Here is a 24,630-nt window from a genome sequence, read left to right as displayed (position 1 = left end):
GCACGAGGGCGTTGTGCGCTGAAGCGCTAAAGAGCCCCTGATACATGACGGTTCAGCACCGGCCGCGCCCCGACTGCGCTGCACAGCCGGGTTTATTCGATCTTGCCGCAGTAGTGATTCGATCTTGAGGTGATCCATGCGTCGTGATTCCGTTGTTTCATCGCTGCTGCTGACTGCGCTGGCAGCGGCAGGCCTTCCATTCGCTGATGCCGCCGCGGCCGCACTGGTCGACACGCCGCGCGCATCCGCGGCAGCCACCACCGATACCTCAAACAACAACGCACCCGCCGCAACAGCCACCTTCGCCGCCAGCAAGATCGTGCTGGTGGGCGATTCCACCACCGCCGTGCAGGGCGGTTGGGGGCCGAGTTTCTGCGCGCAGCATGTGACCTCGTTCCTGAGTTGCGTGAACCTGGCACGTGGCGGCCGCAGCACCTCCAACTACCGCGCCGAAGGCTCGTGGGAGATTGCACTCAAGGAGTTGCGCAGCGGCGGTTACCAGCAGGTAGTGGTGCTGATCCAGTTCGGCCACAACGACCAGCCCGGCAAGCCGGGGCGCTCGACCGACCTGGCGACCGAGTTTCCCGCCAACCTGCGCCGCTACGTTGCCGAGGCGCGTGCTGCCGGCGCCGTGCCGGTGCTGGTGACGCCGTTGACGCGCCGGCAGTTCGAACGCGGCCAGTTGCTGGATGACCTGGGCCCCTGGGCAGCGTCCACGCGTGCGGTGGCGCGCGAACTGCAGGTGCCGCTGATCGATCTGCACGCGCGCAGCCGCGCGCTGGTGCAGGGCATGGGCCCGGTGCTGGCAATGCGCCTGGCGCAGCGCCCGGCAGATCCGCAGCAGGTCATCGCGGCGCAATCGGGCACCACCATCGGCACGACGTTGGCGCAGGCGACACCCGCCCCGATGCCTGCAGCAACGGGAGCAAGGGCAACCGCGGCACGCCCGGCGGCACAGGACAATGCCAGCACCGAGCCGATGGGGCAGGCCAAGCGCGCCTTCGACTACACCCACCTGGGGCCCGAAGGCGCGGACGTGTTCGCCGCCATCGTCGCCGACGAACTGGCGCAGCAGTTGCCAGGAATACGGCCGCTGTTGGTTCCATGAGCCACGGGCGCCTTCACGATCGACTGCCGGCGGCGCGGTGCGGCGATTGCCAGCGCCAGTGGCGCGCAGGCAGTGCCTCTTCGCCCCAACCGGAGCGAGGCCTTGCTCCCTTCTCCCATCGGGAGAAGGTGGCGCGTAGCGCCGGATGAGGGTACGGGCGCAGCCTCGTGTCATCCAGCACTGTTGCGCGTCCCCTGCCCCGCGCCGCGCGCAGTCGTCTCGCGTCCTGTCGTGCAAGTGCTTACGTGTGCGCCCGCATCCTCACCGCACACCACCCATCAACCCGACGCAGGCACCGGTGCATCCGCCTCGATCACCTTCTCGCGCTTGAGCTCTTCCCACAGCGCCGCCGGAATCGCCACGCGCATCGATGCTGCATTGGCGCTGGCCTGCGCGGGCGTGCGGGCACCCGGGATCACCGCCGACACCACGTTCGGGGCAGCGGCGAACTGCAGCGCCACGGTGCGCAGATCCACGCCGTGCCGCTCGCAGATCGCCATCGCCTTCTGTCGCGTGGCCGGCGCCCATTCCGGCACGGTGCCGTCGTAGAGATAGCGCTCGCGCCCGGCCAGGTAGCCGGCCAGCAGTGGCGCGCCCACCACCACCGAGGCGCCATGCCTGGCGATCTTCGGAAAGGTGTCGTGCAAGGCCTGCGCGTGGTCGAGCAGCGAGTATTGGCAGGCCAGCAGGAAGATATCCGGGTCGGCCTCCTCGATCGCGCGCAACGCAGGCTCGGGGCGATTGACGCCAAAGCCCCAGGCCTTGATCAGGCCCTCCTTGCGCATCCTGGTCAGCTCCGGCATCGCACCCTTGGCCGCTTCGGCGAAGCGTTGCTCCCACGGCATGCCCAGGTCTTTTTCGTTATCCGGGGACAGGTCGTGGATGTAGACGATATCGATCTGCGACACGCCCAGGCGCTGCAGGCTGTCTTCGATCGAACGCCGCACGCCGGCGGCACTGTAGTCGTAGCGGTAGTCGAAAGGCGAGGGCTGTACCCACATCGTCTTGGGCGGCTTGCTGGTGGCGGTCAGCAACCGACCGACCTTGGTGGAGAGCACATAGTCCTCGGCACGGTGGGTGTGCAGATGGTGCCCCATGCGCCGTTCCGACAGACCCAGCCCGTACCACGGCGACGTATCGAAATGACGCACGCCGGACTCCCACACTGCGGCCAGGGTCGCTTCGCTTTGCGCATCGCTGGTGGGCGCGAACCCATTGCCGATCGCCACGCCACCAAAACCAAGACGGCTCGCAGGGCGATAGCGCGCGCCCTTGGCGACTGGATTGGTCGGCAACGCGGACGCGGCGGTCTTGCCGCGCGTGGGCATCACGCTGCCGGGCGCAGCGGTCTGCGCCAACAACGGGGCGGCGGCCAATGCAGCGGTGCCGGCAGCGGCGGCGGAAAGAAACTGACGACGGGTATTCATGAGGGAATCCTTGCAACGACGCGATGCATAAGGATGGTCCCGCCTGCGTGCATGCCAGGTCAGCGATCCCTGCAGCGATCCCTAGCGCAGCTCCAGCAACTGCAATTGCGCACGCGGCGCGCCATCGCCCAGCCACAGCTGCGCCACGCTGACAGGCAGGCTGAAGCGGCGCGGACCAGCGCTGCCCGGATTGAGGTACAGCACGCCTTCGCGGGTGTGGATCGCCGGCTTGTGCGAATGACCGCTGACGATCACGTCCGCCTGCACCTGCGCTGCCAGTGTCTTCAGATCGTGCAGCACATGGAGACGCACACCTGCAATCTGAAGGTCCAGCGTCTGTGGCAGGCCAACCGCCCAGGGCTGGTCATCGACATTGCCTGCAATGACGTGCAGCGGCGCCAGGGCCTGCAGCGCCTCAAGCACCTCCGGCTTGCCGACATCGCCGGCGTGGATGATCTGCGCGCAGCCGCTCAGCGCGGCAAGCGCCTCGGGCCGCAGCAGCCCGTGGGTGTCGGAGATCACGCCGATGCGCTTGCCGGTGGACATTGCGTCATACCTCATGCAGATCTACCGGCCACATCCTACGGCCGGCAGGTGGCAATGCATGTGATGTCGCCGCGTCCGACATGGCGTTGCCGCTGCATGCACGTCGTGCGATGCGTTGCGTGGCATTGATGCAGGGGACTCGATCGCAACTCAGGCTGCGGCGCGCCCCCAGGCCCACACACTGTTTGGGTCCCCGCGCAGGCCGCGTCGCTTTCCGGCACGCGCCATCTGCCAATATGCCCATGCCATGACCAAGGCGACCAGATCGACAACCAGCGTCGTCGGGTCCCGCCAGGGAACGGCGCTGCCTTGCACGCCAAAGCAGCTGGCCAGCGGAATCGCGGCCGTCACCACGGCGCAGGCCAGCAGCACCTCATACGCGCCACGCGCGGTCGGGCGCAGCAAGGCCCACAGCACTGCGGCGCCGGATACGGCGTAATAGACAAAGTGCTCCTGTCCCGCCGGCAACAAACGCGCCGCGATGAACAACGCGGAGATGCCGGCCACGCTGCCCAGACAGACGCCGACCGTGAGCCGCGCCATCGCATGGGTGCGGCGTGGCTGCGCGGGTTGGCGGCGCTTGCGCCGGGTTTCGATCCACAGCAGGTTGCCGCTGTAGAACAGGAAGGCACCGCCCAGGCCAAGCAGGAAGTACAGCCACTGCACCGCCACATGCCCGAAGTTGCCGAAGTGCAGCGCCTGCAGGCCGCGCAGGGCAGCGGTGCCGGGCGACATCGTGGCCGGCTGCAAAACGCGCAGCACCTTGCCTGTGGTGGCATCCAGCGCCACCCCGCCCAGCGTGTTGAGCCGGCGCTGATCGTGATGGCCATAGACCTCCACCCGCGCATTGGCATCGCCGGCGTCGTGGTAGGCCAGGCTCTCCGGCAAGAAACCCGGGCTGGCCGCACGTGCGCGTTCCAGCAGTGTCGCAACCGGTAGCAGCGGTGCAGCGCGTTTGGCTGGCGCCACATGCGGTGCGAGCTCGAAATCCGGCTCCAGGATCTGCATCAGCTTGCCGTCGAACACCAGGAACTGGAACGGCGCCAGCAGCAGCACGCCCAAACACAGCACCGCGCCGGACCAGGCGAAGATCACATGGAATGGCAGCGACAGCATGCCGACCAGATTGTGCGCGTCCTGCCACAGCCGCTTGACGTTGGCGCCGATGCGCAGCGCGAACAGGTCCTTGAAGAACACCGGCGCATACAGCACCACGCCGCTGACCAGCGCCAGCCCGTACAGCACGCTCACCACGCCAAACAGGTAGGTGCCGAACACGCGCGGCAGGCCGGCGGTGAAATGCAGGTCGTAGAGGAAATCGGCGAAGCCGGTGCGTTGCGGCAGTTCCAGCAACCCGCCATCGGGGCCGAGTTGGTACTGGCGCATGCCACCACTGGCATCGGCCTGCGGGCCGTACCAGTACAGCCGCGCCAGCGGCCCATGCTCGCCCGGCAGCAGCACCAGGAACGAATCGGCCACCTGTGGATGCGCGGCGATGGCGCGATCGAGCAAGGATTGCGCTGCGGCCACCGGTTCGGCCGGCGATGACGACGAAGAGCGCGGCGCCACTTGCCAGCTGCTCAACTCGTGGGTGAACACGGTGAGGGCACCGGCATAGAAGGCGATGAACAAGGCCATGCCGGCCAACAGCCCCATCCAGCTGTGCACGGACAGGAACGCGCGCAAGGTGGCCGCCTTCATGCGGGCAGCTCCGTCCAGCCCAGCGCCTTGATGAGCGCCAGCGCGAGGTAGCACAGCAGGGTCAGCCCACCCAGCCAGCACCAGGCGCGCGCCGCGCTGCGGAACGCGAATGGCCACGCCATCGCGCCGATCCAGACCGGGAACATCAGCAGCAGCCACGCCAGCGTGTAGGACTGGCGCGGCCCCGGCAGCAGCAGCGCGCACACTCCCACCAGCGCTACGGCCAACGGCAAGCCCAGCACCACCGATGCCAACCATCTAGCCCACATGCCGCACCTGCCTGCGCTGCACGCGCGCCTGATGCCAGAGATCCACACACGGCAGCACGATGGCCGCCAGCATCACTGCAGTCATCGCCGCGAAGATGCCGGCCCAGATGCCCAGCGCAGCGCTGCCACAGGCCAGCGACAGCGCAAACAGCGCAAGACCGCCGGCTCGCAGCGGCCGCACCCAACGTGGTGTGCGCTGCCACAAGCGCTGATGCGTGGTGGACAGATAGAACAACGTTGCCGCCGCGGCGGCCGCCAGCAGGTAGACACAGGTCAGCAGCATCGGGGGGCACCGGCACATGCGATTGCAGGCATGCATGTCCTGCACGCAGCGAGACGGCCACGCGCGTGCACGCGCTGGCCTGGAGGCACAAGCCGCCGCACGCCGGCATTCGGGGCCACCCAACTGCAATGCCCAGGCCACACGTCGGGCGCTGCGCAGGAGGCAGGCCCGATTTCGCTCACACACTTCACCACACGCACGCGCAACGCTCCCGCAAGGACGGTCGACGGAAGGCATGGCGGCGGCTGTGCCTTGCCACCCTCCCCGGGCGGCATGAGGCGCGAATCTAGCAGGTGCCACACCGCCAGGCCAAGCGCCCGGCGGTACGACATCGTTTCAAGCAGGAGCAGCTCATCAGGCAAGCGCAGCGACCCAACCGACTGCGCAGCTGCGAGGCGGGCACGGCCGGTACCCGGGCTCAGCAGGAACCACTCGAACACGCAGGGCCCTGCACGTCCTCCCTACTTGCCTGCCAACGGCTCGCTTGGCTGGATGCGTTGCTCCGCGCGGCATCAGCCCTGCGGAGTCAGCACGATGGCGCCCAGCGGCGGCAGCAACAACGGCAACGATTGTGCGTGCCCGTGCATGGATTGTTGCTCGGCGCCCACGCTGCCGCCGTTGCCCAGGTTGCTGCCGCCGTAGAGGCCGGCATCGCTATTGAACACCTCGCGCCACTGGCCGCCCTGCGGCACACCGATGCGGTAGCCGTGCTGCACCACCGGGGTGAAGTTGATCACCACCAGCACCGGCGCATCGCCGCGCTTTCCCTTGCGCAGGAAGGCGACCACGCTATTGGCGGCATCGTCGCCCACCACCCAGGAAAAGCCGGACGGGTCATCGTCCTGCGTGTGCAGCGCGGGGTATTCGACGTACAGACGGTTCAAGTCGCGTACCAGCGTCTGCACGCCACGGTGGCGCGCTTCATCGAGCAGGTGCCACGGCAGGCCCGCGTCGTGATTCCACTCGGTGGGTTGGCCGAATTCGCAGCCCATGAACAGCAACTTGCGCCCCGGGTGGGTGAACATGAAACCCAGGTAGGCACGCAGGTTGGCAAACCGCTGCCAGTCGTCGCCTGGCATGCGGCCCAGCAGCGAGCCCTTGCCGTGCACCACTTCGTCATGCGAGATCGGGAGTACGAAACGCTCCGAATACGCGTACACCATGCTGAAGGTCAGCTCGCCATGGTGGTAGCGGCGATAGATCGGGTCCAGCCCCGCGTAGTGCAGGGTGTCGTGCATCCAGCCCATGTTCCACTTGTAGTGGAAGCCCAGGCCACCATGCGCCACGTCGGCGGTAACCCCGGGAAATGCTGTGGATTCCTCGGCAATCATCACCGCGCCCGGGGTGTGCTCGCGCACCACCGAATTGAGCCGGCGCAGGAACGCAATGGTTTCGTAGTTCTCGCGCCCGCCGTGGATGTTGGGTACCCACTCACCTGCGTTACGGCTGTAGTCGCGATACAGCATCGAGGCCACCGCATCCACGCGCAGGCCGTCCACGTGATAGCGCTGCAGGAACTCCAGCGCGCTGGCGATCAGAAAGCCGGACACCTCGCGGCGGCCGTGGTTGTAGATCAGCGTATTCCAGTCGCGATGGAAGCCCTCGCGCGGGTCGGCGTGTTCGTACAGCGCGGTGCCATCGAAATGCGCCAACCCATGCGCGTCGGTAGGAAAGTGCGCCGGCACCCAATCCACCAGCACGCCGATGCCTTCGCGGTGGCAGCGGTCGACAAAGCGGGCAAAGCCGTCCGGCGAACCGAAGCGCGCGGTGGGCGCGAACAGGCCCAGTGGCTGGTAGCCCCACGAGCCACCGAATGGATGCTCGGTGACCGGCATCAGCTCCACATGGGTAAAGCCCATGTCGGCCACATACGGGATCAACCGGTCGGCCAGGCCGTCCCAGTCCAGGTCCACGCCCTCTTCGCGCAGCCAGGAGCCGGCGTGGATCTCGTAGATGCTCATCGGTGCGTCGTGCGCCTGGCGGCGCGCACGCGTGGCCATCCAGCCGTCGTCGCTCCACTGGAACGGCGTGGGGTCGGCCACGATCGAGGCGGTGCCCGGCGCCAGTTCCGCACGCCGCGCCACCGGGTCGGCCTTGGCCGGCAATTCGTGGCCATGCGGGCCACGCAGTTGGTATTTGTAATGTGCTCCGGGGCCGACATCGGGCACGAACAGCTCCCATACGCCGGACTGGTGGCGCAGCCGCATCGGGTGGCGTCGCGCATCCCAGCTGTTGAAGTCACCCACCACGGCCACGCGTGAGGCATTGGGCGCCCACACCGCAAAGCGCGTACCACGCACGCCGTCCACCTCCACCACGTTGGCACCCAAGGCATCGGCCAGCTGCAGGTGGTGGCCTTCGCTGATCAGGTGCAGGTCGAAGTCGCTGAGCTGCGGCCCGAAGGCGTACGGGTCGGCGGTGTCCTGCTCGCCGCCGGGCCAGCCGATGCGCAGGCGGTAACCGCCCTGCGCCGGAAGGTCGCCGGCAAACAGGCCCGGCTCCGGGCCGGCCTCCAGCGCGATCGCCTGGCCGTCGTCCAGCACCGCGATGACGCGCTCGGCGCCAGGCAGATAGGTGCGCAACACGCGCCCGCGGTCGCTCGGATGCGCGCCCAACACGGCGAACGCATCGCCGTGGCGCGCGTCGGCCAGGGCGCGGATGACGCCGGGATCCCATCGATTACTCACTGCTGTCATTACTCCACTCATCATGTGTCTCCTGCACCGGCGCGTGCGCGTTGCAGGATGCGTCGCAAACCTTCGATCGGCACCATCAACCAGCCGGGGCGGTTGGCGGCTTCATAGCGCACTTCGTAGCAGGCCTTCTCCACCAGGAACAGCAAGGTGGCGGCGTTGAACGCCGCCGGCGCGATCCACGGATGGGCGCTGGCGTCGAGCACGGCATGGTAAGCGTCCAGGAAGGCCTGTGTGGAGCGGCGGCGGAATTGCACCAGGAATTCGTCCAGATGCGTGTCCACGCCCACCCCGGCGCGCGCGGCCGTACCCTCCTCGCCACGCGCCGACACTTCGCTGGCGTAATCGAGCGAGCGCAGGAAGCCGGCCACGTCGCGCAACGGGCTGGCCTTGGCGCGCCGCTCGGCCAGCGGCTTGGCCGGCTCGCCCTCGAAGTCGATCAGCACCACATCGTCGAAGGCCACCAGGATCTGGCCCAGGTGGAAGTCGCCGTGCACACGGGTCAGCAGCGAATCGGCCAGCACGCTCGGCGCCTTGGCCAGCAGCGCGTCCAGCTGTGGACGTTGCGCCAGGATGGCGTCCAGCGCTTCGCGTTCGGCCGGCTCCTCGCTGGCGGCCAGGCGCGCGTTGACGGTTTCCCACATCTCCTCCACCTGCCGCGCAACGCCTGCCACCACATCGTTGGCGGTAGGCAGGTCGATGCGCTGCGGGGCGAAGTCGGCATCGTCGGTTGCGCGCGATAGCGCCTCGTGCAACTCGGCCAGACGCTTGCCCACCACCGCGGCGAACGCGTCATATCCGGCAATGGCTTCGGCGCGGGCCTCATCGGTCTGCGCGGTGGCGTACTCGTCGAAGCTGCGCGCCAGATGATCCAGGGTCCAGCGCCAGGCATCACCCTGGTTGCGGATGAAGCCCTGCAACAGCGCGATGGTGGTGACGGTGCCCTGGCCATCGATGCGGCTCACGCTGCCCAGCAACGGCGCAGCGTTGGCATAGCCCATTTCGGTGAGCCGGCGGCCGATCTCGATCTCCGGGTTGGCGCCGGTGGCCACATGCCGCAGCAGCTTGAACACCGCCTTGTCGGCGACCACCAGCGAGCTGTTGCTCTGTTCGGCCGACAGCCAGCGGATGTCCGGGTCGTCCGGGATCTCCAGCCTGGCCAGCGCCGGCGTCGCTTCGAATCGCACCTGGCCTTGCTGCGAAGGATCATCGCCATCGCGGAAGTCCAGCGTCGCATGGGTGCGCAAGGCATCGATCACCCCGCGCACCATCGGCTTGAGCGCAAACGCATCGGTGAGATAGCCCACCTCGCGGCCCTGGCGCACGCGCGCCAATGCCAGCTGCTCGGCCAGCGTGCTGGGATGCTCGCGCTCCCACACGATGCCCACCGGCAGCATGTAGCACTCGTGGTGGCCGTCTTCCAGCTCCACGTCCAGCTCCAGCAGGTTCATCGGCTCATCGCCCGGCAGCGGCGTGCGGCGCGAAATGCGCACGTGCTCGAGTGCCTGGTCCTTGGCCGAGAACCAGCGCCGCGCGGACAACCAGGCCGGCAGGATCTCGCTTTCCAGCGTCGCCAGATGCGGCAGCAAGGCGTTGCTCTCGTCGGTATCGCTGCGCAACACCAGCGTGCGGTAATCCGGCAACGGCACCGGGCTGGGCACGTGCCAATCCGGCAAGGTGCCTTCGCTGACCAGCTGAAAGGCATAGAAGCCGAACGGCGGCACGGTGAGCAGATAGGTCAGCCGGCCGACCGGCGGGAAGCTGCCGCCGCCGATGATGTCCACCGGCACGCGGCCTTCGAACTCGGACAGATCCAGTTCCACCGCCTGCAGCGTATGCGACAGGTTGGCCACGCACAGCACCGTTTCATCCTGGTAGCAGCGCAGGTAGGCCAGCATGCGGCGGTTGCCCGGGTACAGGAAACGCAGCGTGCCGCGGCCGAAGGCCTGATAGCGCTTGCGCACGCTGAGCACGCGGCGGGTCCAGGTGAGCAGCGAGTGCTGGTCGCGGATCTGCGCTTCCACATTGACGGCCTGGAAGCCGTACAGCGGGTCCATCACCGGCGGCAACACCAGCTGCGCCGGGTCGGCGCGCGAGAAGCCGCCGTTGCGGTCGATCGACCACTGCATCGGCGTACGCACGCCATCGCGGTCGCCCAGATGGATGTTGTCGCCCATGCCGATTTCATCGCCGTAATACAGCACTGGCGTGCCCGGCATGGTGAGCAGCAGGGAGGTCATCAACTCGATACGGCGGCGGTCGCGTTCCAGCAATGGCGCCAGCCGGCGACGAATCCCCAAGTTGATGCGGGCGCGGCGGTCGGCGGCGTAGGTCTGCCACAGGTAGTCGCGCTCGGAGTCGGTGACCATCTCCAGCGTCAGCTCGTCGTGGTTGCGCAGGAAGATCGCCCACTGGCAACTCTCCGGAATCTCCGGGGTCTGGCGCATGATGTCGGTAATGGGAAAGCGGTCTTCGCGCGCGATCGCCATGTACATGCGCGGCATCAGCGGGAAGTGGAACGCCATATGGCATTCGTCGGCGTTCTGGCCGAAATACTGCTGGGTGTCTTCCGGCCACATATTGGCCTCGGCCAGTAACATGCGGTCCGGGTATTCGGCATCCAGGGTGGCGCGGATCTTGCGCAGGATGGCGTGGGTTTCGGGCAGGTTTTCGTTGGAAGTGCCCGAACGCTCGATCAGATACGGCACCGCATCCAGGCGCAGCCCGTCGACCCCGCGGTCCAGCCAGAAGCGCATTACCTCCAGCACCGCTTCCAGCACCGCGGGGTTGTCGAAGTTCAGATCCGGCTGATGCGAATAGAACCGGTGCCAGAAGTATTGGCCGGCCACCGGGTCCCAGGTCCAGTTGGATTTTTCGGTATCGCAGAAGATGATCCGCGTGCCGGCGTATTCCTGGTCGGTGTCCGACCACACGTAGAAGTCGCGCTCCGGCGAGCCGGCTGGCGCATTGCGTGCGCGCTGGAACCAGGGGTGCTGGTCGGAGGTGTGGTTGATCACCAGCTCGGTGACGATGCGGATGCCGCGCGCATGCGCCTGCGCCACCAGCTGCTCGAAGTCTTCGATGCTGCCGTAGTCCGGATGCACCGCCATGTATTCGGCGATGTCGTAGCCATCGTCGCGGCGCGGGCTGGGGTAGAACGGCAGCAGCCAGATGGTGTCCACGCCGAGCTCGGCGATGTAGTCCAGCTTGGAGATCAACCCCGGAAAATCGCCGATGCCATCGTCGTTGGAGTCGAAGAACGACTTGACGTGCACCTGGTAGATGATGGCGTCCTTGTACCAGCGCTGGTCGGCGACCACCGCCGACTGCTCTGCATCGGCCTGTAACGCTGCAACTGCATTCATGCGACCTCTCCTGCGCGGATGCGCCATAACGCGAACGGCCGCGTCGCCTCTAAGCGGATGTGCTGGTGTTTGCCGTGCCACGTGAAGCGATGCCCGTCCCATAGATCGTCCACCGCGACGCTGGCGTGGTCGGGCAGGCCCAGCTCCCAGAGCGGGATTTCGATATCCGCGTCCTGCCCCGCGTGCGGGTCCAGGTTGATCGCCACCAGCACCATGGTGCGGCTGCGCGACAGGTAGCCGGCATCCAGGAACTTGCCGAAATACAGCACCTGGTCGTTATGTGCCTGGTAGAAGCGCGTGCCCAGGTGCGACTGCAGCTCCGGATGCATGCGGCGCAGCTGGTTGAAGCGGGTGATCTCATCGACGATGTCGCCGGGCGCACGCTCGGGCCAGGCGCGCAGCTGGAATTTCTCCGAGTCCAGATACTCTTCCTTGCCCGGCGCCAGCGGCGTGGCCTCGCACAGTTCGAAGCCCTGGTACATGCCCCATAGCCCCGACAAGGTGGTCGCCAGCGCTGCGCGGATCAGATGGCCGTTGCGTCCGCTGGTCTGCAGGAAGAACGGGTTGATGTCCGGCGTATTGACGAAGAAATGCGGGCGGAAGCACTCGCTGGGCACGCCTTCGTTCAACTCCTGCACGTACTCCTGCAACTCGTGCTTGTGGTTGCGCCAGGTGAAATAGGTATACGACTGCGAGAAGCCGCACTTGGCCAGGCGATACATCATCTTCGGCCGGGTAAAGGCCTCCGAGAGGAACACCACGTCCGGCCGGCGCCCGCGCACATCGGCAATCAGCCACTCCCAGAACGGGAACGGCTTGGTATGCGGGTTGTCCACGCGAAACAGCGTGACGCCTTCGTTGACCCAGAACAGCACCGCATCGCGCAACGTGTTCCACAACTCCGGCACCGCGCCGCTGGCATAGAAATCGACGTTGACGATGTCCTGGTACTTCTTCGGCGGATTTTCCGCATACGGAATGGAACCGTCCGCACGCCAGGTAAACCAGTCCTTGTGCTCCTTCAGCCATGGATGGTCGGGCGCGCACTGGATCGCAAAATCCAGTGCCACCTCCAGCCCCTGCCCACGTGCGGCCTGGATCAAGCGGCGGAAGCCCTCGAGCCCGCCGAGCTCGGCATGCACCTCGGTGTGCCCGCCATCGCTGGCCCCGATCGCATACGGGCTGCCCGGCTCGCCGTCGACCGCGGTCACCGAATTGTTGCGCCCCTTGCGGTTCCTCAGGCCGATCGGGTGGATCGGCGGCATGTACAGCACATCGAAATTCATCGCACGGATATGCGGCAGCCGCGCGATCACATCGTCGAAGGTGCCGTGCCGCGCCACATCGCCGCTCTGCGAACGCGGGAACAACTCGTACCAACTGGCGAAGTGCGCCGCGCGACGCTCCGATTCCACCCGGAAGGTGACCGGGTACTCGGAGCGGAACGGTTTGTCGTCGGCCAGCGCCATCGCCTGCGCGGTGTCCGGCTCCAGCACGATGGCCAGTTGCTGCAGCGGCTCGCCCTGTGCACCGATGCGGGTAAGGAGGTCCTGCAGCTGCGCTGCCAGTTCGCCCTCGCTGCGCGCATGCGCCGCCTCGATCACCGCAACGGCTTCCTGCACGTCCACCGGCAGCACCGTATCGGCCGCGCGCTTCTTCTCCAGATCCGCATGCAAGGTGGCGAAGACATCGCGCCAGCCTTCCACGCGGAATTCGTAGGTGCCGATACGCTCCAGCGGGAACTCCGCACGCCAGCGGTCGTTGCCCAGTGCGCGCATCGGTGCGCTGGCCCAGCTCTTGGCATCGGCGGCACGCCACAGGACCGCCACCGCAATGCGGTCATGCCCGTCGCAGAATGCATCGGCCTCCACGCAGATCCGGTCGCCCACGGTGCGCTTGACCGGGAAGCGGCCGTTATCCACCGACGGCGTTACCGACTCGATACAGACACGTGGCCAGGTCCCGGCGGTCTGCGCGCGCGGACGCATGCGCGGCACCGCCAGCACATGCCGTGCCGGCACGCTGCGATACACCCGCACCTCGCCCGGCTCCAGCGCGTCCAGCGTGGTGCCGGACAGGGTGCGCCCATCGTCGGCCACCAGCGCTTCGGCATCGCCCAGCAACCGCAACAGGTCAGAGGCCGACACCGGCACCACATGCCGCGTATCGCCATTGATCAGTAACAAGGAGGGTGCGCCGCCCAGGGGCTCCACCGCCACCGCGGTCAGTCCGGTCGCCTCGCGCAGCAGCGGGCGCAGCCGCAGGCCGGCATTGCTACCCGGCAGCCGCTCGCCGCTGCGCAGGGACTGCGGCAAGGCGTGCAGCTGCGTCTCGTCCAGCAACCACGCGCCACCCAGCGCCTGGGCCAGCTGCCAGTGCTGCTCCGGCGCTGCGGCACGCTTGCCGTCGGGCGCATCCAGTACCGCCACGACCTGCGCTGCCACTGCGCGCAATGCCATGTCTTCTTCAAAGAACCAACTGCCGCGCCCATCCCACCAGGCCAGCGAAGAGAACGCCGCATCGAAGCCGGCGCCGGACAGCTGCTGCAAGGCCTCCAGTCCCAGACCCGGCGTCCACGCGGCGAACACCACCTCCGGCGCTTGCGCATGCACCCGCGCAATCAACTCATGCCAGCGCTGTGCCGGCACCTGCTGCGGCTGTAACAAGCGGAAGCCACCCACGCCCTGCCCGGCCCACTCCAGCAGCCGTGCGCTCCACCATTCCACCAGAGCCGCACCCTCCTGCGCATAGCTGAAGCGTGCCTCGGCCACCTCGGGCGTGGCCCGTGGCTGGCGCGGGTCCGGCACCGCCGTACTCCGCGCCCGGAACCACTGCGGGTTATCGCGCACCACTGCGCTGGCACCGCCAACCTCGTCCAGCCGCACATCGATCAACAGCGTCACGCCGGCCTGCTGCGCGGCCTGCACGGCCCCGCGCAGGCGCCCGGCGTGCGCGTCGTCTCCGCCGGTGGGCTCCATCAACCGGCCTTCGGCATCGCGCGCGAACGGCGCTGCCATCACCACATAGTCGCAGCCGGCATCGCGTGCAGCCGCGCAGCGCTGCTCCAGCCCGCTGGACGCCTCAGTTGCGTCGTTGAGAACACAGATCCGCATGGCGCCCCCTAGCCGGCAACGGCGCGCGAACGCACCGTGACGAAGGACCCCATGCGCTGTCCCCCGCGCTGTAACGGCGTTGGCGCAGCCGTACGGCGCACCAGTCCAACACTTGCCCGGATCACCCCTTGCCCGCACGACACCGGGACGATCCTGCCTACCGTGACTGCACTCATGCGCAACTCCGCAACGATTCTTGACCCATGCAGTCAAACACCCCCGTTGCGAATTTCATGTGTCGGTGGAATTGACGAAAATCCAACAAGCGTGAGGTAGCAGCCGCGGCCAGACGACGTTCTCGCGTTCCGAGACCTTGCGATGCAGTAAGCTGAGCGCTCACCCTGCAAGGAGCGCACGGATGCGGAGCTATGTCGCGATGGCGTTTGTGATCATCGCCGCGGTTGCACAAGCCAGGGAGCCGAAGCTGGAATCAAGGCGCGCACACGAGATTGCAACGCTTTGGCAGGACTTCAGCGTCAACGACGACATTGTGAAAGAGGACTATGTGGGCTCCCTGCAAGTCGCCGATCTGGACCAGGACGGTACTGATGAAATCGTCTACCTCAACTCATCCTATTGCTCAGGATCCACCGTAGACTGCCCCAACGGCATCACGGTCCTCAGCAAACTCATTCCCAGAAAGACACCCACCCTTGGCGCTAGCGCGGACCAGTGGGAAATCAGGGCGCGCAAGACCGGCTATACCCCGGATGCAACCGAGCAAATTCCTGGCGAAGTCATGGATCTGGCGATTTCCGGCAATCGCATTGATGTGACCTTTGTCGTACAGAGGCAGTCTTCCATCTGCAAGCGGGAACTGCGCAATGCGGACGGATCGGAGCGCTGCCCTGCACCGGGCCGTTACACCTGGGCCTTCACCTGGAAGCGCGGCAGCCTGACGCGAGTCGCGCAGGGCGAGCGCTACGAACGGAACTCCTCAACGGCCAATTTCCCGGAGCCGGTGCTTGGCACATGGGTCACTGCCGGCGTTGCATGCGGCGATCCGGACGCGGCCGATCCCAAGCACACCCTCACAGTGGAGTGGAATCGCATGACCGGCAAAGGCGAGCAACTGTGGCCTGCCTCGATCACCTTGCTGGCGCAAACTCCCTGGGCCTGGCGGATCATCACCACTTCGGCGAAACCGCCACACAAGGAAGTCCCCGCCGTCTTCATGCTGAGCGATATGGAATCACGCCTGATCATTGCCGAGCAGACGCGGGTCAGGACGTTTGATCGCTGCCGGTGAGGCGGTGCATCGCCATCCTGACTGCATCGACAGGACTCTTCTAACGCAGTCACCCTGCTGCAGGGTTGGACGATGTTGCCTGGATTGGATATGCCTTTTAAAACGCCGCGTCGTCGTCCTCGAATGGGTGCTGCGGAAGTTGCTGCCCACACCAAGGACAGAACCGCGCGAACACGGGCTGGCCGCTGATCGACCAGCATGGGTCGCTTCTGAACAACTCAAATGCAAAGCGGACGTCGGCCCCATCGTCTGTCACCGCACTGAACATTTGGCTGCAACAGTACTTGTCGAGCCGGTCGCGCTGAGCCACGCGCTCGGGAGAGCGCGCATCCAACCAAGCATCGTGCCATGCCTGGCAGGCCGCGCAGGACTCCAGGTGCACCACGGCCTCATAACTGGCATGGTCAGGAAAATACTCTCGTTCTGCTTCGATCACACTCTCCAGAATTAGCTGCAACGCCGCGCCGTTAGCAGGCCGACCATGTGCTCCTGAATGTGTTGCCGCGCGATAGAGCAGGTGGTGGCGTCGGTCGTCATGCGCTTCCATTTTTGCAAGGCTATCGAATACAGGTCCTCATCAGCATAGTGCGTTGAACTACTTTATGACCGTGTCGGAGGAAATGGCGGTTGTCCACATAGTGACCTGTCCGAGAAACCCGTGGGTAATCAGGCTCCCCGGGTAATCCCCCCGCTTTTAGCGCTCGCCAAAAGTGGAGCTAGGCGGCCATCGCCAATTTCATTGCTGGCGTGATACCGCCGAGCGCCATGTTGGGGCGCTCATGGTTGTACGTCCATAGCCAGCGCGTGGCCTTGTCCTGAACCTGCTCGATGGTGTCGAACAACGTTGTGGCCAGCCAGGCGTAGCGGACGGTGCGGTCGTAACGTTCGACATAGGCATTCTGCTGCGGCTTGCCTGGCTGGATGTGCTCGATCCGAATCCCGCGCTGCTGTGCCCAAGCTAGCAGCGCGCCGCTGATGTACTCCGGGCCGTTGTCGCAGCGAATGGCGTTTGGCTTGCCGCGCCAGTCAATGATCTGTTCCAACGAGCGGATCACCCGGGCCGATGGCAGCGATAAGTCGACCTCTATGCCCAGACCCTCACGGTTGAAGTCATCGAGCACATTGAACAACCGGAAGCTGCGGCCGTCGGCCAGCTGGTCGTGCATGAAATCCATCGACCAGACCTGGTTGATCGTCTCCGGCACCGCCAACGGCTCTGGCCGCTCGCGAACCAGCCGTTTCTTCGGCTTGATCCGCAGGTTCAACTCCAGCTCCCGGTAGATGCGGTACACCCGCTTGTGGTTCCAGCCGAAGCCCTTCACGTTGCGCAGGTGCAGAAAGCATAGGCCAAACCCCCAATCACGATAGGTTGTGGTCAACCGCACCAGCCAATCGGCAATCCGGGCGTTCTCCTCGCTGGCCTTGGCTTGATAGCGAAAGCAGGTCTCGCTCACCGCAAAGGTCCGGCAGGCATGCCGGATGCTCGTGTGGCCACCATCTACGGCCCATCGGGCCATCTCCCGGCGTTGAGATGGCCTCACCATTTTTTTGCCATCGCCTCCTTCAGCAGGTCGGCGCTGAGCTGGGCATCGGCGTACATCTTCTTCAGGCGCCGGTTCTCGTCCTGCAGCTCCCTGAGCTGGGACATCAGCGATGCGTCCATGCCGCCGAACTTGCTGCGCCACTTGTAGAACGTCGCCGAGCTGATGCCGTGTTCCCGGCACAACTCCGGCACGGATGTACCGGCCTCGGCCTGCTTGAGGACGGCAATGATCTGGCTGTCGGTGAAGCGGGATGTCTTCATGGAACCTCCTCGGAAAAGGGTACGAGAAAATTCCACTTCTGGCGTCAGCTAACCTGTGGGGGGATTACCGTTGTAGCGGTAGTTCATGACCGCGACGCCTGCACGCTTGGCCTGGGTCATGCGGCCCGTGGTGTCGTACAGGTACTCGCGTGCCTTGCCGCCGATGGTGAGGGTGTTGCCCATCTTGTCGTAGGTGCGCGCCACGCCTGCGACTGCGCTCAGGCGGTGGTTGGTCGTCAGATAGGTGTAGGCCTGGGTGGCGCCGCCGACCTTGGCACTCAGGCGATTGCCGGTGCCATCGTAGCTATAGCCGTCGATCACCGCCTCGGTAGCGCCATCCTTGAGCGCGGTGAGCCGGCCCAGGGCGTCGTAGTCCAGTCGCAAGTCCGGTGTCGGGTTGCCGGCCGGGGTCAGAGCGGTGAGGTACCGATTGGATCGATGCCAATTCATCTTCCAAGGCCCTCCACAGTAGGCCCCTCCACAGTTCTGAATGAATTATCTACTCAGGAAAAGGCCATTTCTTATGCCAAGGCAATTCGCATCCTAACCATTCTGTGCCCTCAAAAATAATTTTTTTCATCTTTTCATATTTTACGAGCACCCTGGGATGAAAAATTCGATCTGAATTTAAAAACTCTATTGAGTTTTTCAGAATGGATTTTTCTTCCGAGTTTTCTTTTATTTCAATAATACACTCATTTTCGTCGTCAAATAAAGTCCATATCCAGTACCCGATCGACCTAACCGCATTATCCTCAGTTTTTTTCGGCCAATTTCCCTCAAATTCACTTGAGTAAAGTCGGTTTTCATCTAGCTTCCGCAGCAACTCAACTCCGATATTTCTAGCAGAATGGTCGATCACTGAGCACCTCGACATTTTACAAAAGCATTCAATGCTTCAACGTGCTCTGTTATTGCACCAATCCCTGCTCCAATAATACCTGCCCTCTTAACTACCGTTCCTATTCCGAGTCTACCAATAGTTCTCCCGACCCCATTTCCCAGGTAGCGTCTGGAGTAACTCGTGTAACGCCCGCTGGGACCTCCACCTGCCACCCCACCACGCGGCTTAATTGCTGACTTATTGACCACCTGCGCCGATCCACCAAAGATTGCGGAACCGGCGCCAAATCCCACAATCGAATTAACTGACTCTTCCATAGAGTAAGTACTTAGAGCAGCATCAAGACAGTCTTCCTTTGGTTTATCTTCACAAAGACCAGAAGGATCTAGGTGGCTAACTGGGCTTCCTTTAACATAAACGTATGTACCAACTCCTGCTCTTAAGCCAATCGGATCACTCTGCCCATACCGACCAGTCGCCGCATCGTAATCGCGGAAGTAGTTCTGATTGAACCCGCTGGCCGCATCAAACCGCTGCCCTGGGAAACGCATGTCGAACACCATCGCAGTGCTGTCTCCATCCGGATCCTGGTTGGGCGCGGTGTTTCCGAAGGCTTCGCCCTTCAGGCTCCAGTTCCATACGGCAACGTCGCGGGCGGCATCCACGACCACACGCGGGCTGCCTAGGTGGTCGGGTTCGATGTAGTGCAATTGACCCCCGTTGGCCAGCAGGCCCACCGGCAGGTCGTCCAGCCAGATCGCTTGTTGCTTGGGTGCACCGTTAGTGTCGTAGTCGCCGAGCCAATGGCCGGCCTCGTCGTAGAGCGTATAGGTGTTGGTGGTGCCCAGGTAGCGACGTACCTGCTCGCCTCGGCCGTTGTAGCGGTAGTTCATGACTGCGACACCTGCGCGCTTGACCTGGGTCATGCGCCCGGTGGGGTCGTACAGGTACTCGCGTGCCTTAGAACCTGACACCGCTCTTGGTTTTCTTGAAATTAATACCTACAACTAAACCGATCATGCCTCCAACCGTCCAGCCACCAAGAACTATGGCGATCATGAAATGCAAGACAAACCAATTCCCAACTCCGCTACGTTTCATCTCACCTATCAGCGAAGTGTATCCAGATGATGCGATTGAAACAATTAGTATTGCTGCCAGCCCACATAAACCACCTATAAAAATCCCGACACCTACGGCCCCTAAGACTGTGCGAGACGTTCGGAAAACCAGGTAAGGAATAAAGATCAAAAGAAATGAAAATATTAATTTGTAGTTAATTGCCATCTCATTGTTTTTGACTATAAAAGAGACGCTGTATGGCCACATCAAAGAGAAAAGTAAATACATCGCGGAGAAAAAAATCCCCGCCCAAGCTAACTTTTGAGGTAATGACATCACTTTCCCCCATCTACACATGACTCAGACCTTTCTTTATTTCGGGCTTCGTTCAGCATATCTGCCAATCGCCCAGGAAAAATCGTATGGTTTACAACCCCACAATATCCTGACATTACGGAAGAGATCGAGGAGGCACAAGAAAAACCTCTGCTATCGCCGAGCTCTTCTGCTTCCATTTTAAATCTTCTCTCTTGGCTTGCGGTAGTATTAAGAACGATTACCTCAACGCTACTTCCTGTACTCTTTTGGTAATCAACGTAACTTCTAAGGCTAGCCCCTCCATCAACACCTTCAAAGACTCCGCCACTACCTCTAGTTTCTCCCATATAGGACCCGGCGGGATCATATAGAAATGGGGGGGCTCCGTTTTCTGAATCTATTAACATGGCAGTGTGCGAGCCGATCCCAAGATCGCGGGTAACGATGACGTATGTTTTTTGACCAAACTTGTCAGAAGCGACAAGGGGTTTTCCTAAGGCGTATTGATAAGTGGAAATTCCGCCGTTAAGCCCAATCGGATCACTCTGCCCATACCGACCTGTAGCCGCATCGTAATCCCGGAAGTAGTTCTGATTGAACCCGCTGGCCGCATCGTAGCGCTGCCCCGGGAAACGCATGTCAACCACCATCGCGGTGCCATCGCCATCCGGATCCTGGTTGGGTGCTGTGTTGCCGAAGGCTTCGCCCTTCAGGCTCCAGTTCCACACGGCAACGTCGCGGGCGGCATCCACGACTACACGCGGGCTGCCGAGGTGGTCGGGTTCGATGTAGTGCAGTTGACCGCCGTTGGCCAACAGGCCCACCGGCAGGTCATCCAGCCAGATCGCTTGTTGCTTGGGTGCACCGTTAGTGTCGTAGTCGCCGAGCCAGTGGCCGGCCTCGTCGTAGAGCGTATAGGTGTTGGTGGTGCCCAGGTAGCGACGTACCTGCTCGCCTCGGCCGTTGTAGCGGTAGTTCATGACTGCGACGCCTGCGCGCTTGGCCTGGGTCATGCGGCCCGTGGTGTCGTACAGGTACTCGCGTGCCTTGCCGCCGATGGTGAGGGTGTTGCCCATCTTGTCGTAGGTGCGTGCCACGCCTGCGACTGCGCTCAAGCGGTGGTTGGTCGTTGGATAGGTGTAGACCTGCGTGGCGCCGCCGACTTTGGCGCTCATGCGGTTACCCGTACCATCGTAGCTATAGCCGTCGATCACGGTACCTGTACTGCCATCCTTGAGTGCGGTCAGCCGGCCAAGCGCGTCGTAGGTCAGTTGAAGCTCTGGCGTCGGGTTACCGGCCGGGGTCAGGTCAGTGAGGTCGCCAACAGGGTCGAAGCCGAAGCCAATCTCCAGGCCGCCTGTGCGGCTGTCCTGAATGCTCTGTGGGCGGTAATCCTGATCGTACATGCGCGCCAACGTGCGGCCGTTGCCGTAGGTCCAGCCGGCAGATGGGCCGAACGGATAGTAGGTCGCTCCGCTCAGCAGACGTTGGCGGCTGCCGCCTTGTGCCGTCACCCCAACCTCGGTCGTCTGGCCTTGCGCGTTGCGGACATAATCGACCGTGGTGCCGTCAGGGTAGACCATCGACCGCAGGCGGCCGCCAGGCGTGTAGTCGTAGCGCACCACCAACACCTTGCCGTTGACCGTCTGCACCTTGCGCACCACCTCGCCGAAGCGGTTGTAGCAGTACTGGGTGGTACCGCTGCCATCCTGGAGCTTGGCCAGCTGCCCGACGGTGAAGGTCTCACCGCTGGCGCACACGCTCTGCGTGACGTCATAGGTGTAGCTGACATTGAAGGCGGTGGTTGGGTAGCTGATGCTCAGGACACGGTTGAGCGTGTCGTAGCCATAGGTGGACGTGATGCCGCGTGCATCGGTCTGCGTGGCGCGGTTGCCGGCGCTGTCGTAGGTATAGCTAGTGACGCCGGTGTCCGGGCTGGTCAGCTTCAGGGTATCGCCAAAGCCGTTGTACGTGTAGCGCGTGTCCAGACGTTTGGGATCCTTGACCTGCAAGGGGCGATCCTGCGTGTCGTAACCCACATTGGTTTCGGCCTTGATGCCATCGACGTCCTGCAAGGTGCGCGCAAGCCGACCGAGCGGATCATGCTCTTGCAGGGTGTTACGGCCAAATGCGTCGGTGATCAAGCGCAGGTTGCCGTTTGCATCGTAGGCATAGTCGGTGGGATTTGCTGCTGCGTCCGCCTGCGTTTTCAGTTGGCCCAATTGGTTGTAAATACGGCTTAAGCTGCGCTTGAGCGTACCTTGCGCATCCTTGGTCTGCTCCTCCAGACGATTGCCTGCATCATCAAGCACGTAATGAAGGGTGTTGCCCAGCGTATCGGTGACATCGGTGAGGCGTTGGGCCTGGTCGTAGACAAACGTGGCGTAGCTGCCGTCGGGCTGGGTGATGCGCTTGACCAAGCCGGTGGGCCAATACTCCAACGTGGTGACGCGATTCTGCCCGGAAGCAGCGCCATGCACCGTGGTCGATGCCAGCCAACCACGCGGGTGGTAGCTGTAATCGGTCAGCACCCCGTTTTCGTCAACGGCAGAAAGAACGCGGCCCGCTGCGTCATAGCTAAGATTCTCCCGGATATGGCCGCGGGCGTTGATGATCTGCTTGAGGTCGCCCTTACGGTACGGGCACGGTCCGGTGCCAGTCTGGCACCCAGCGGCATCGATGGGGTAGTAGTTGTAGGTCGTACGGTCGTCGATATCCGTGCGCGGGCCATCGATGGACTTCAAATAGCCAAGGATCGGGCAGCCACCACCACCGGTGGCAACATCAGACGCCTCACAATACGTGTAAGCCAGCTCTCGCTTCTGGCCTTCTTGGCTGGTTACTGTCAAGAGGACAGGCTGAAGCCGAGCGTTGCGCGTGTACGTTGTTTTGCGTCCGTCTAGCTGAATCGAGAGGACTTTATTTGAGCCTGTCGCGGTTGCTGTCGTTATGGTGCGTTGCTGAGGATGCCCAATGGCTTCCTGGATGGTGTGGACACTGACACTTACCCCGTTATCGGTTGTTTCCGAATAGATATGCTTTGTCTGTATGCCTCGCCGATCCGTCATGGTGCTCAACCTTCTACGGTAGTCCACAGATTGATCGTAGTAGGTGTAGCTCACCGTTCCCGCGCCATCGGTAATTGCGGAAATCTTCGGTGCTTGACCGCCAGCATTGGTCATAGCGTAGGTAGATTTGCCTCCCAATGCATCAGTCACGATCGTTCCGGCAGAGGAATAAGCGAGAGCTACCCCGTCTGCCCCACCGATGTGCTGACTGGATACCGCCCGCCCTACGTCATCGTACGCGTAGGTACTGAAGCGCTGACCATTTTCATTGGTGATACCTGTCAGATGTCTAGAGAAACGTAAATCCTCGTAGTGATAGACACGCGTGCCACCGTCAGCAAACGTAACGCTTTTCAATCGACCCTGATCGTAGGTGTAGGCAGATAGCAGAACACCTGCCGATGAAACGCTAGCGATCAAGTCCTTATTAGCGCCGCCCACGTAGCGGAGATCGACAGATCTCCCCTGCAAAGAAGTGATCTTACTAAGGCGTCCGTCACTGTCATAGGCGTAAAGCAAGCCAGCGCCGTCGTCAGTCATGCGCGAGAACAAGCGGCCTTTTGCATCGAAAGTGTAGATGGCGTCGTGCCTATACAGCTTCCAAGTGTCGCCATCCGGGATTATTCTTTCGCCCGAACCATTGGTCGCCTCATAGTTTTCTCCAATCTTCCTAAACGGCACCGCATAGCCGTTCCCCTCTATCAGGCCCAATGAGGAAACTTGAATTGCAAGATATAGACCATGGGAATGTGACCAGCCTGGACCGAAATCACTGGAAGCAGTTGCAATCCCCGAATGATAATAGCGTGAAAAATCAATCCAACCTAGATCAAAGTCACGCTCGATCTGAAATTTTTCACCAGTCTTTACATCACAGGGATTTCCGACAAGCCCTGAGCTGGAACCAACGTCCGCGTCGCACTGGTTCGCAGCCACTTTAATTGTCGCCATGAAATCTTTGTTAGCGCAAGCCTGCTCGCTTATAAGCCATTCCGTATATTTTTCAGGGCATTGGGTCCGCCTTCTCTTAACGACTGATGATGAAAATCTGTATGTATCCTCGCAATCGTCATAAGGCGCGTCCACTTGGTACACCCTTGACTGATATTCCATTCCTCTGTCGTACTCGGGAAATGGGCCGATAGATGGAATCCAATCTCTCGCCGGCGCTAAGGTCGCAGCTGACCCACACTGTGGCGCTCTTGCATTGACTTGACGAAGTATCTCTTCTGTCGCGGCTTTTTCTGTAGGTAAATCTGTAACACCTACAGCGTCGTACACCCAGCCTTCGTCTTTTGCCTTCTCTGCTCCCATCCAATAAGTGACCGCCATCTCGCCACTCTCAGAAACATGCGATTCCTTGATGGTGTCGACATATTGATAAAGATCTTCCGCACCAGCCGGACCAGGAATTAATTTGATTGCAGCCTCGGCCTGGACCTGAGTGGCGTAGTCGCCGAAGTGTGCTCCTTGTGAGTCATAAACCGAAAATCTAGGTTTGACTTCTTGAGCCCAAGCACATGCTGAAACAGTCATGAGAACAAATGACATTGTTAAGTTGTGCCAAAGGCTCGACTGATGAGACTGAGGTGATATGCGGTCCTGCAGAAAGCGGAATTGATGAAGAAGTGCCATCTTCTTTCCTTGAAGTAAAGAACCAGATCCGTGATTTATGCCTGATATCAATGACCGCGTAGCGACGCGGCATTTTTCTCGGGCATCAATAGTTGCTGAACACACGTTCGCATCCATATCGGTCTCTGTCAACACAGAGTCAAGA

General features: G+C 62.7%; 15 protein-coding genes and 2 pseudogenes. 2 read left to right on the top strand and 15 right to left on the bottom strand.

The features are described 5' to 3' along the window. Nucleotides 1–136 precede the first annotated feature (136 nt). A complete protein-coding gene (locus HG421_RS19615; protein ID WP_211161753.1) occupies nt 137–1,108 on the top strand; it encodes a rhamnogalacturonan acetylesterase in 972 nt (323 codons plus the stop codon). A gap of 278 nt (nt 1,109–1,386) precedes the next feature. Here HG421_RS19615 and HG421_RS19610 read toward each other — a convergent pair whose 3' ends face one another. The 8 genes from HG421_RS19610 to HG421_RS19575 all read right to left on the bottom strand — a co-directional run bounded on the left by HG421_RS19610 (nt 1,387) and on the right by HG421_RS19575 (nt 14,505). Next, nucleotides 1,387–2,535 (bottom strand): aldo/keto reductase, encoded by a 1,149-nt coding sequence (locus HG421_RS19610; protein WP_169707806.1) that lies wholly within the window; start codon nt 2,533–2,535, stop codon nt 1,387–1,389. Between the two features lie 81 nt (nt 2,536–2,616). After that, nucleotides 2,617–3,096 (bottom strand): metallophosphoesterase family protein, encoded by a 480-nt coding sequence (locus HG421_RS19605; protein WP_228331908.1) that lies wholly within the window; start codon nt 3,094–3,096, stop codon nt 2,617–2,619. A 135-nt stretch (nt 3,097–3,231) separates the two neighbouring features. After that, complete coding sequence (locus tag HG421_RS19600) at nt 3,232–4,782, bottom strand: PepSY-associated TM helix domain-containing protein (protein WP_169707805.1); 1,551 nt, start codon at nt 4,780–4,782, stop codon at nt 3,232–3,234. Continuing rightward, a complete protein-coding gene (locus HG421_RS19595) occupies nt 4,779–5,051 on the bottom strand; it encodes a hypothetical protein (RefSeq protein ID WP_169707804.1) in 273 nt (90 codons plus the stop codon). Before HG421_RS19595 ends, HG421_RS19600 begins: the two co-directional genes overlap by 4 nt. Continuing rightward, nucleotides 5,041–5,334 (bottom strand): hypothetical protein, encoded by a 294-nt coding sequence (locus HG421_RS19590; RefSeq protein ID WP_169707803.1) that lies wholly within the window; start codon nt 5,332–5,334, stop codon nt 5,041–5,043. Before HG421_RS19590 ends, HG421_RS19595 begins: the two co-directional genes overlap by 11 nt. 512 nt (nt 5,335–5,846) lie before the next feature. After that, nucleotides 5,847–8,021 (bottom strand): 1,4-alpha-glucan branching protein GlgB, encoded by a 2,175-nt coding sequence (gene glgB, locus HG421_RS19585; protein WP_211161752.1) that lies wholly within the window; start codon nt 8,019–8,021, stop codon nt 5,847–5,849. Nucleotides 8,022–8,041: 20 nt separating this feature from the next. Further along, a complete protein-coding gene (gene treS, locus HG421_RS19580) occupies nt 8,042–11,392 on the bottom strand; it encodes a maltose alpha-D-glucosyltransferase (RefSeq protein ID WP_169707802.1) in 3,351 nt (1,116 codons plus the stop codon). Beyond that, nucleotides 11,389–14,505: an alpha-1,4-glucan--maltose-1-phosphate maltosyltransferase gene (locus HG421_RS19575; protein WP_169707801.1), complete on the bottom strand. Its 3,117-nt coding sequence runs from the start codon at nt 14,503–14,505 to the stop codon at nt 11,389–11,391. Before HG421_RS19575 ends, treS begins: the two co-directional genes overlap by 4 nt. Nucleotides 14,506–14,863: 358 nt before the next feature. Between HG421_RS19575 and HG421_RS19570 the strand changes: the two genes are divergently transcribed. After that, the gene (locus HG421_RS19570) at nt 14,864–15,754 is read left to right on the top strand and encodes a hypothetical protein (protein WP_169707800.1); all 891 of its coding nucleotides are present in this window, start codon (nt 14,864–14,866) and stop codon (nt 15,752–15,754) included. A gap of 97 nt (nt 15,755–15,851) precedes the next feature. On the opposite strand, the gene HG421_RS19565 is transcribed toward HG421_RS19570, so the two are convergent. The 7 genes and pseudogenes from HG421_RS19565 to HG421_RS19535 all read right to left on the bottom strand — a co-directional run bounded on the left by HG421_RS19565 (nt 15,852) and on the right by HG421_RS19535 (nt 24,602). After that, nucleotides 15,852–16,301 carry a hypothetical protein gene (locus HG421_RS19565; protein ID WP_168968124.1) on the bottom strand — a complete coding sequence of 150 codons (450 nt, stop codon included), beginning with the start codon at nt 16,299–16,301 and terminating at the stop codon, nt 15,852–15,854. A 169-nt stretch (nt 16,302–16,470) separates the two neighbouring features. Then, a protein-coding gene (locus HG421_RS19560; RefSeq protein WP_248279424.1) for an IS3-like element ISXcd1 family transposase occupies nt 16,471–17,558 on the bottom strand; the annotation gives its coding sequence in 2 pieces (ribosomal slippage) (nt 16,471–17,306 and nt 17,306–17,558; 1,089 coding nt in all). 66 nt (nt 17,559–17,624) lie between these two features. Further along, nucleotides 17,625–17,981: pseudogene (locus HG421_RS19555) on the bottom strand (RHS repeat protein); the annotation flags it as partial. A 76-nt stretch (nt 17,982–18,057) separates the two neighbouring features. Next, on the bottom strand, nt 18,058–18,420 hold the full coding sequence (locus HG421_RS19550; protein WP_169707799.1) for a hypothetical protein: 363 nt from the start codon (nt 18,418–18,420) through the stop codon (nt 18,058–18,060). Further along, nucleotides 18,417–19,370: pseudogene (locus tag HG421_RS19545) on the bottom strand (RHS repeat-associated core domain-containing protein); the annotation flags it as partial. The pseudogene HG421_RS19545 and the gene HG421_RS19550, both read right to left, overlap by 4 nt. Further along, complete coding sequence (locus tag HG421_RS19540; protein WP_169707798.1) at nt 19,363–19,800, bottom strand: hypothetical protein; 438 nt, start codon at nt 19,798–19,800, stop codon at nt 19,363–19,365. The pseudogene HG421_RS19545 and the gene HG421_RS19540, both read right to left, overlap by 8 nt. Continuing rightward, the gene (locus HG421_RS19535; protein WP_248279422.1) at nt 19,800–24,602 is read right to left on the bottom strand and encodes an RHS repeat-associated core domain-containing protein; all 4,803 of its coding nucleotides are present in this window, start codon (nt 24,600–24,602) and stop codon (nt 19,800–19,802) included. The genes HG421_RS19540 and HG421_RS19535 overlap by 1 nt, the downstream gene beginning before the upstream one ends. Nucleotides 24,603–24,630 lie beyond the last annotated feature (28 nt).

The sequence above is a fragment of the Xanthomonas campestris pv. badrii genome (assembly GCF_012848175.1).
In the GTDB taxonomy this organism is placed as follows: Bacteria; Pseudomonadota; Gammaproteobacteria; order Xanthomonadales; family Xanthomonadaceae; genus Xanthomonas; species Xanthomonas campestris_C.
The sequence above is the reverse complement of the archived record's forward strand: the minus strand, read 5'-3'. Positions and strand labels throughout refer to the sequence as shown.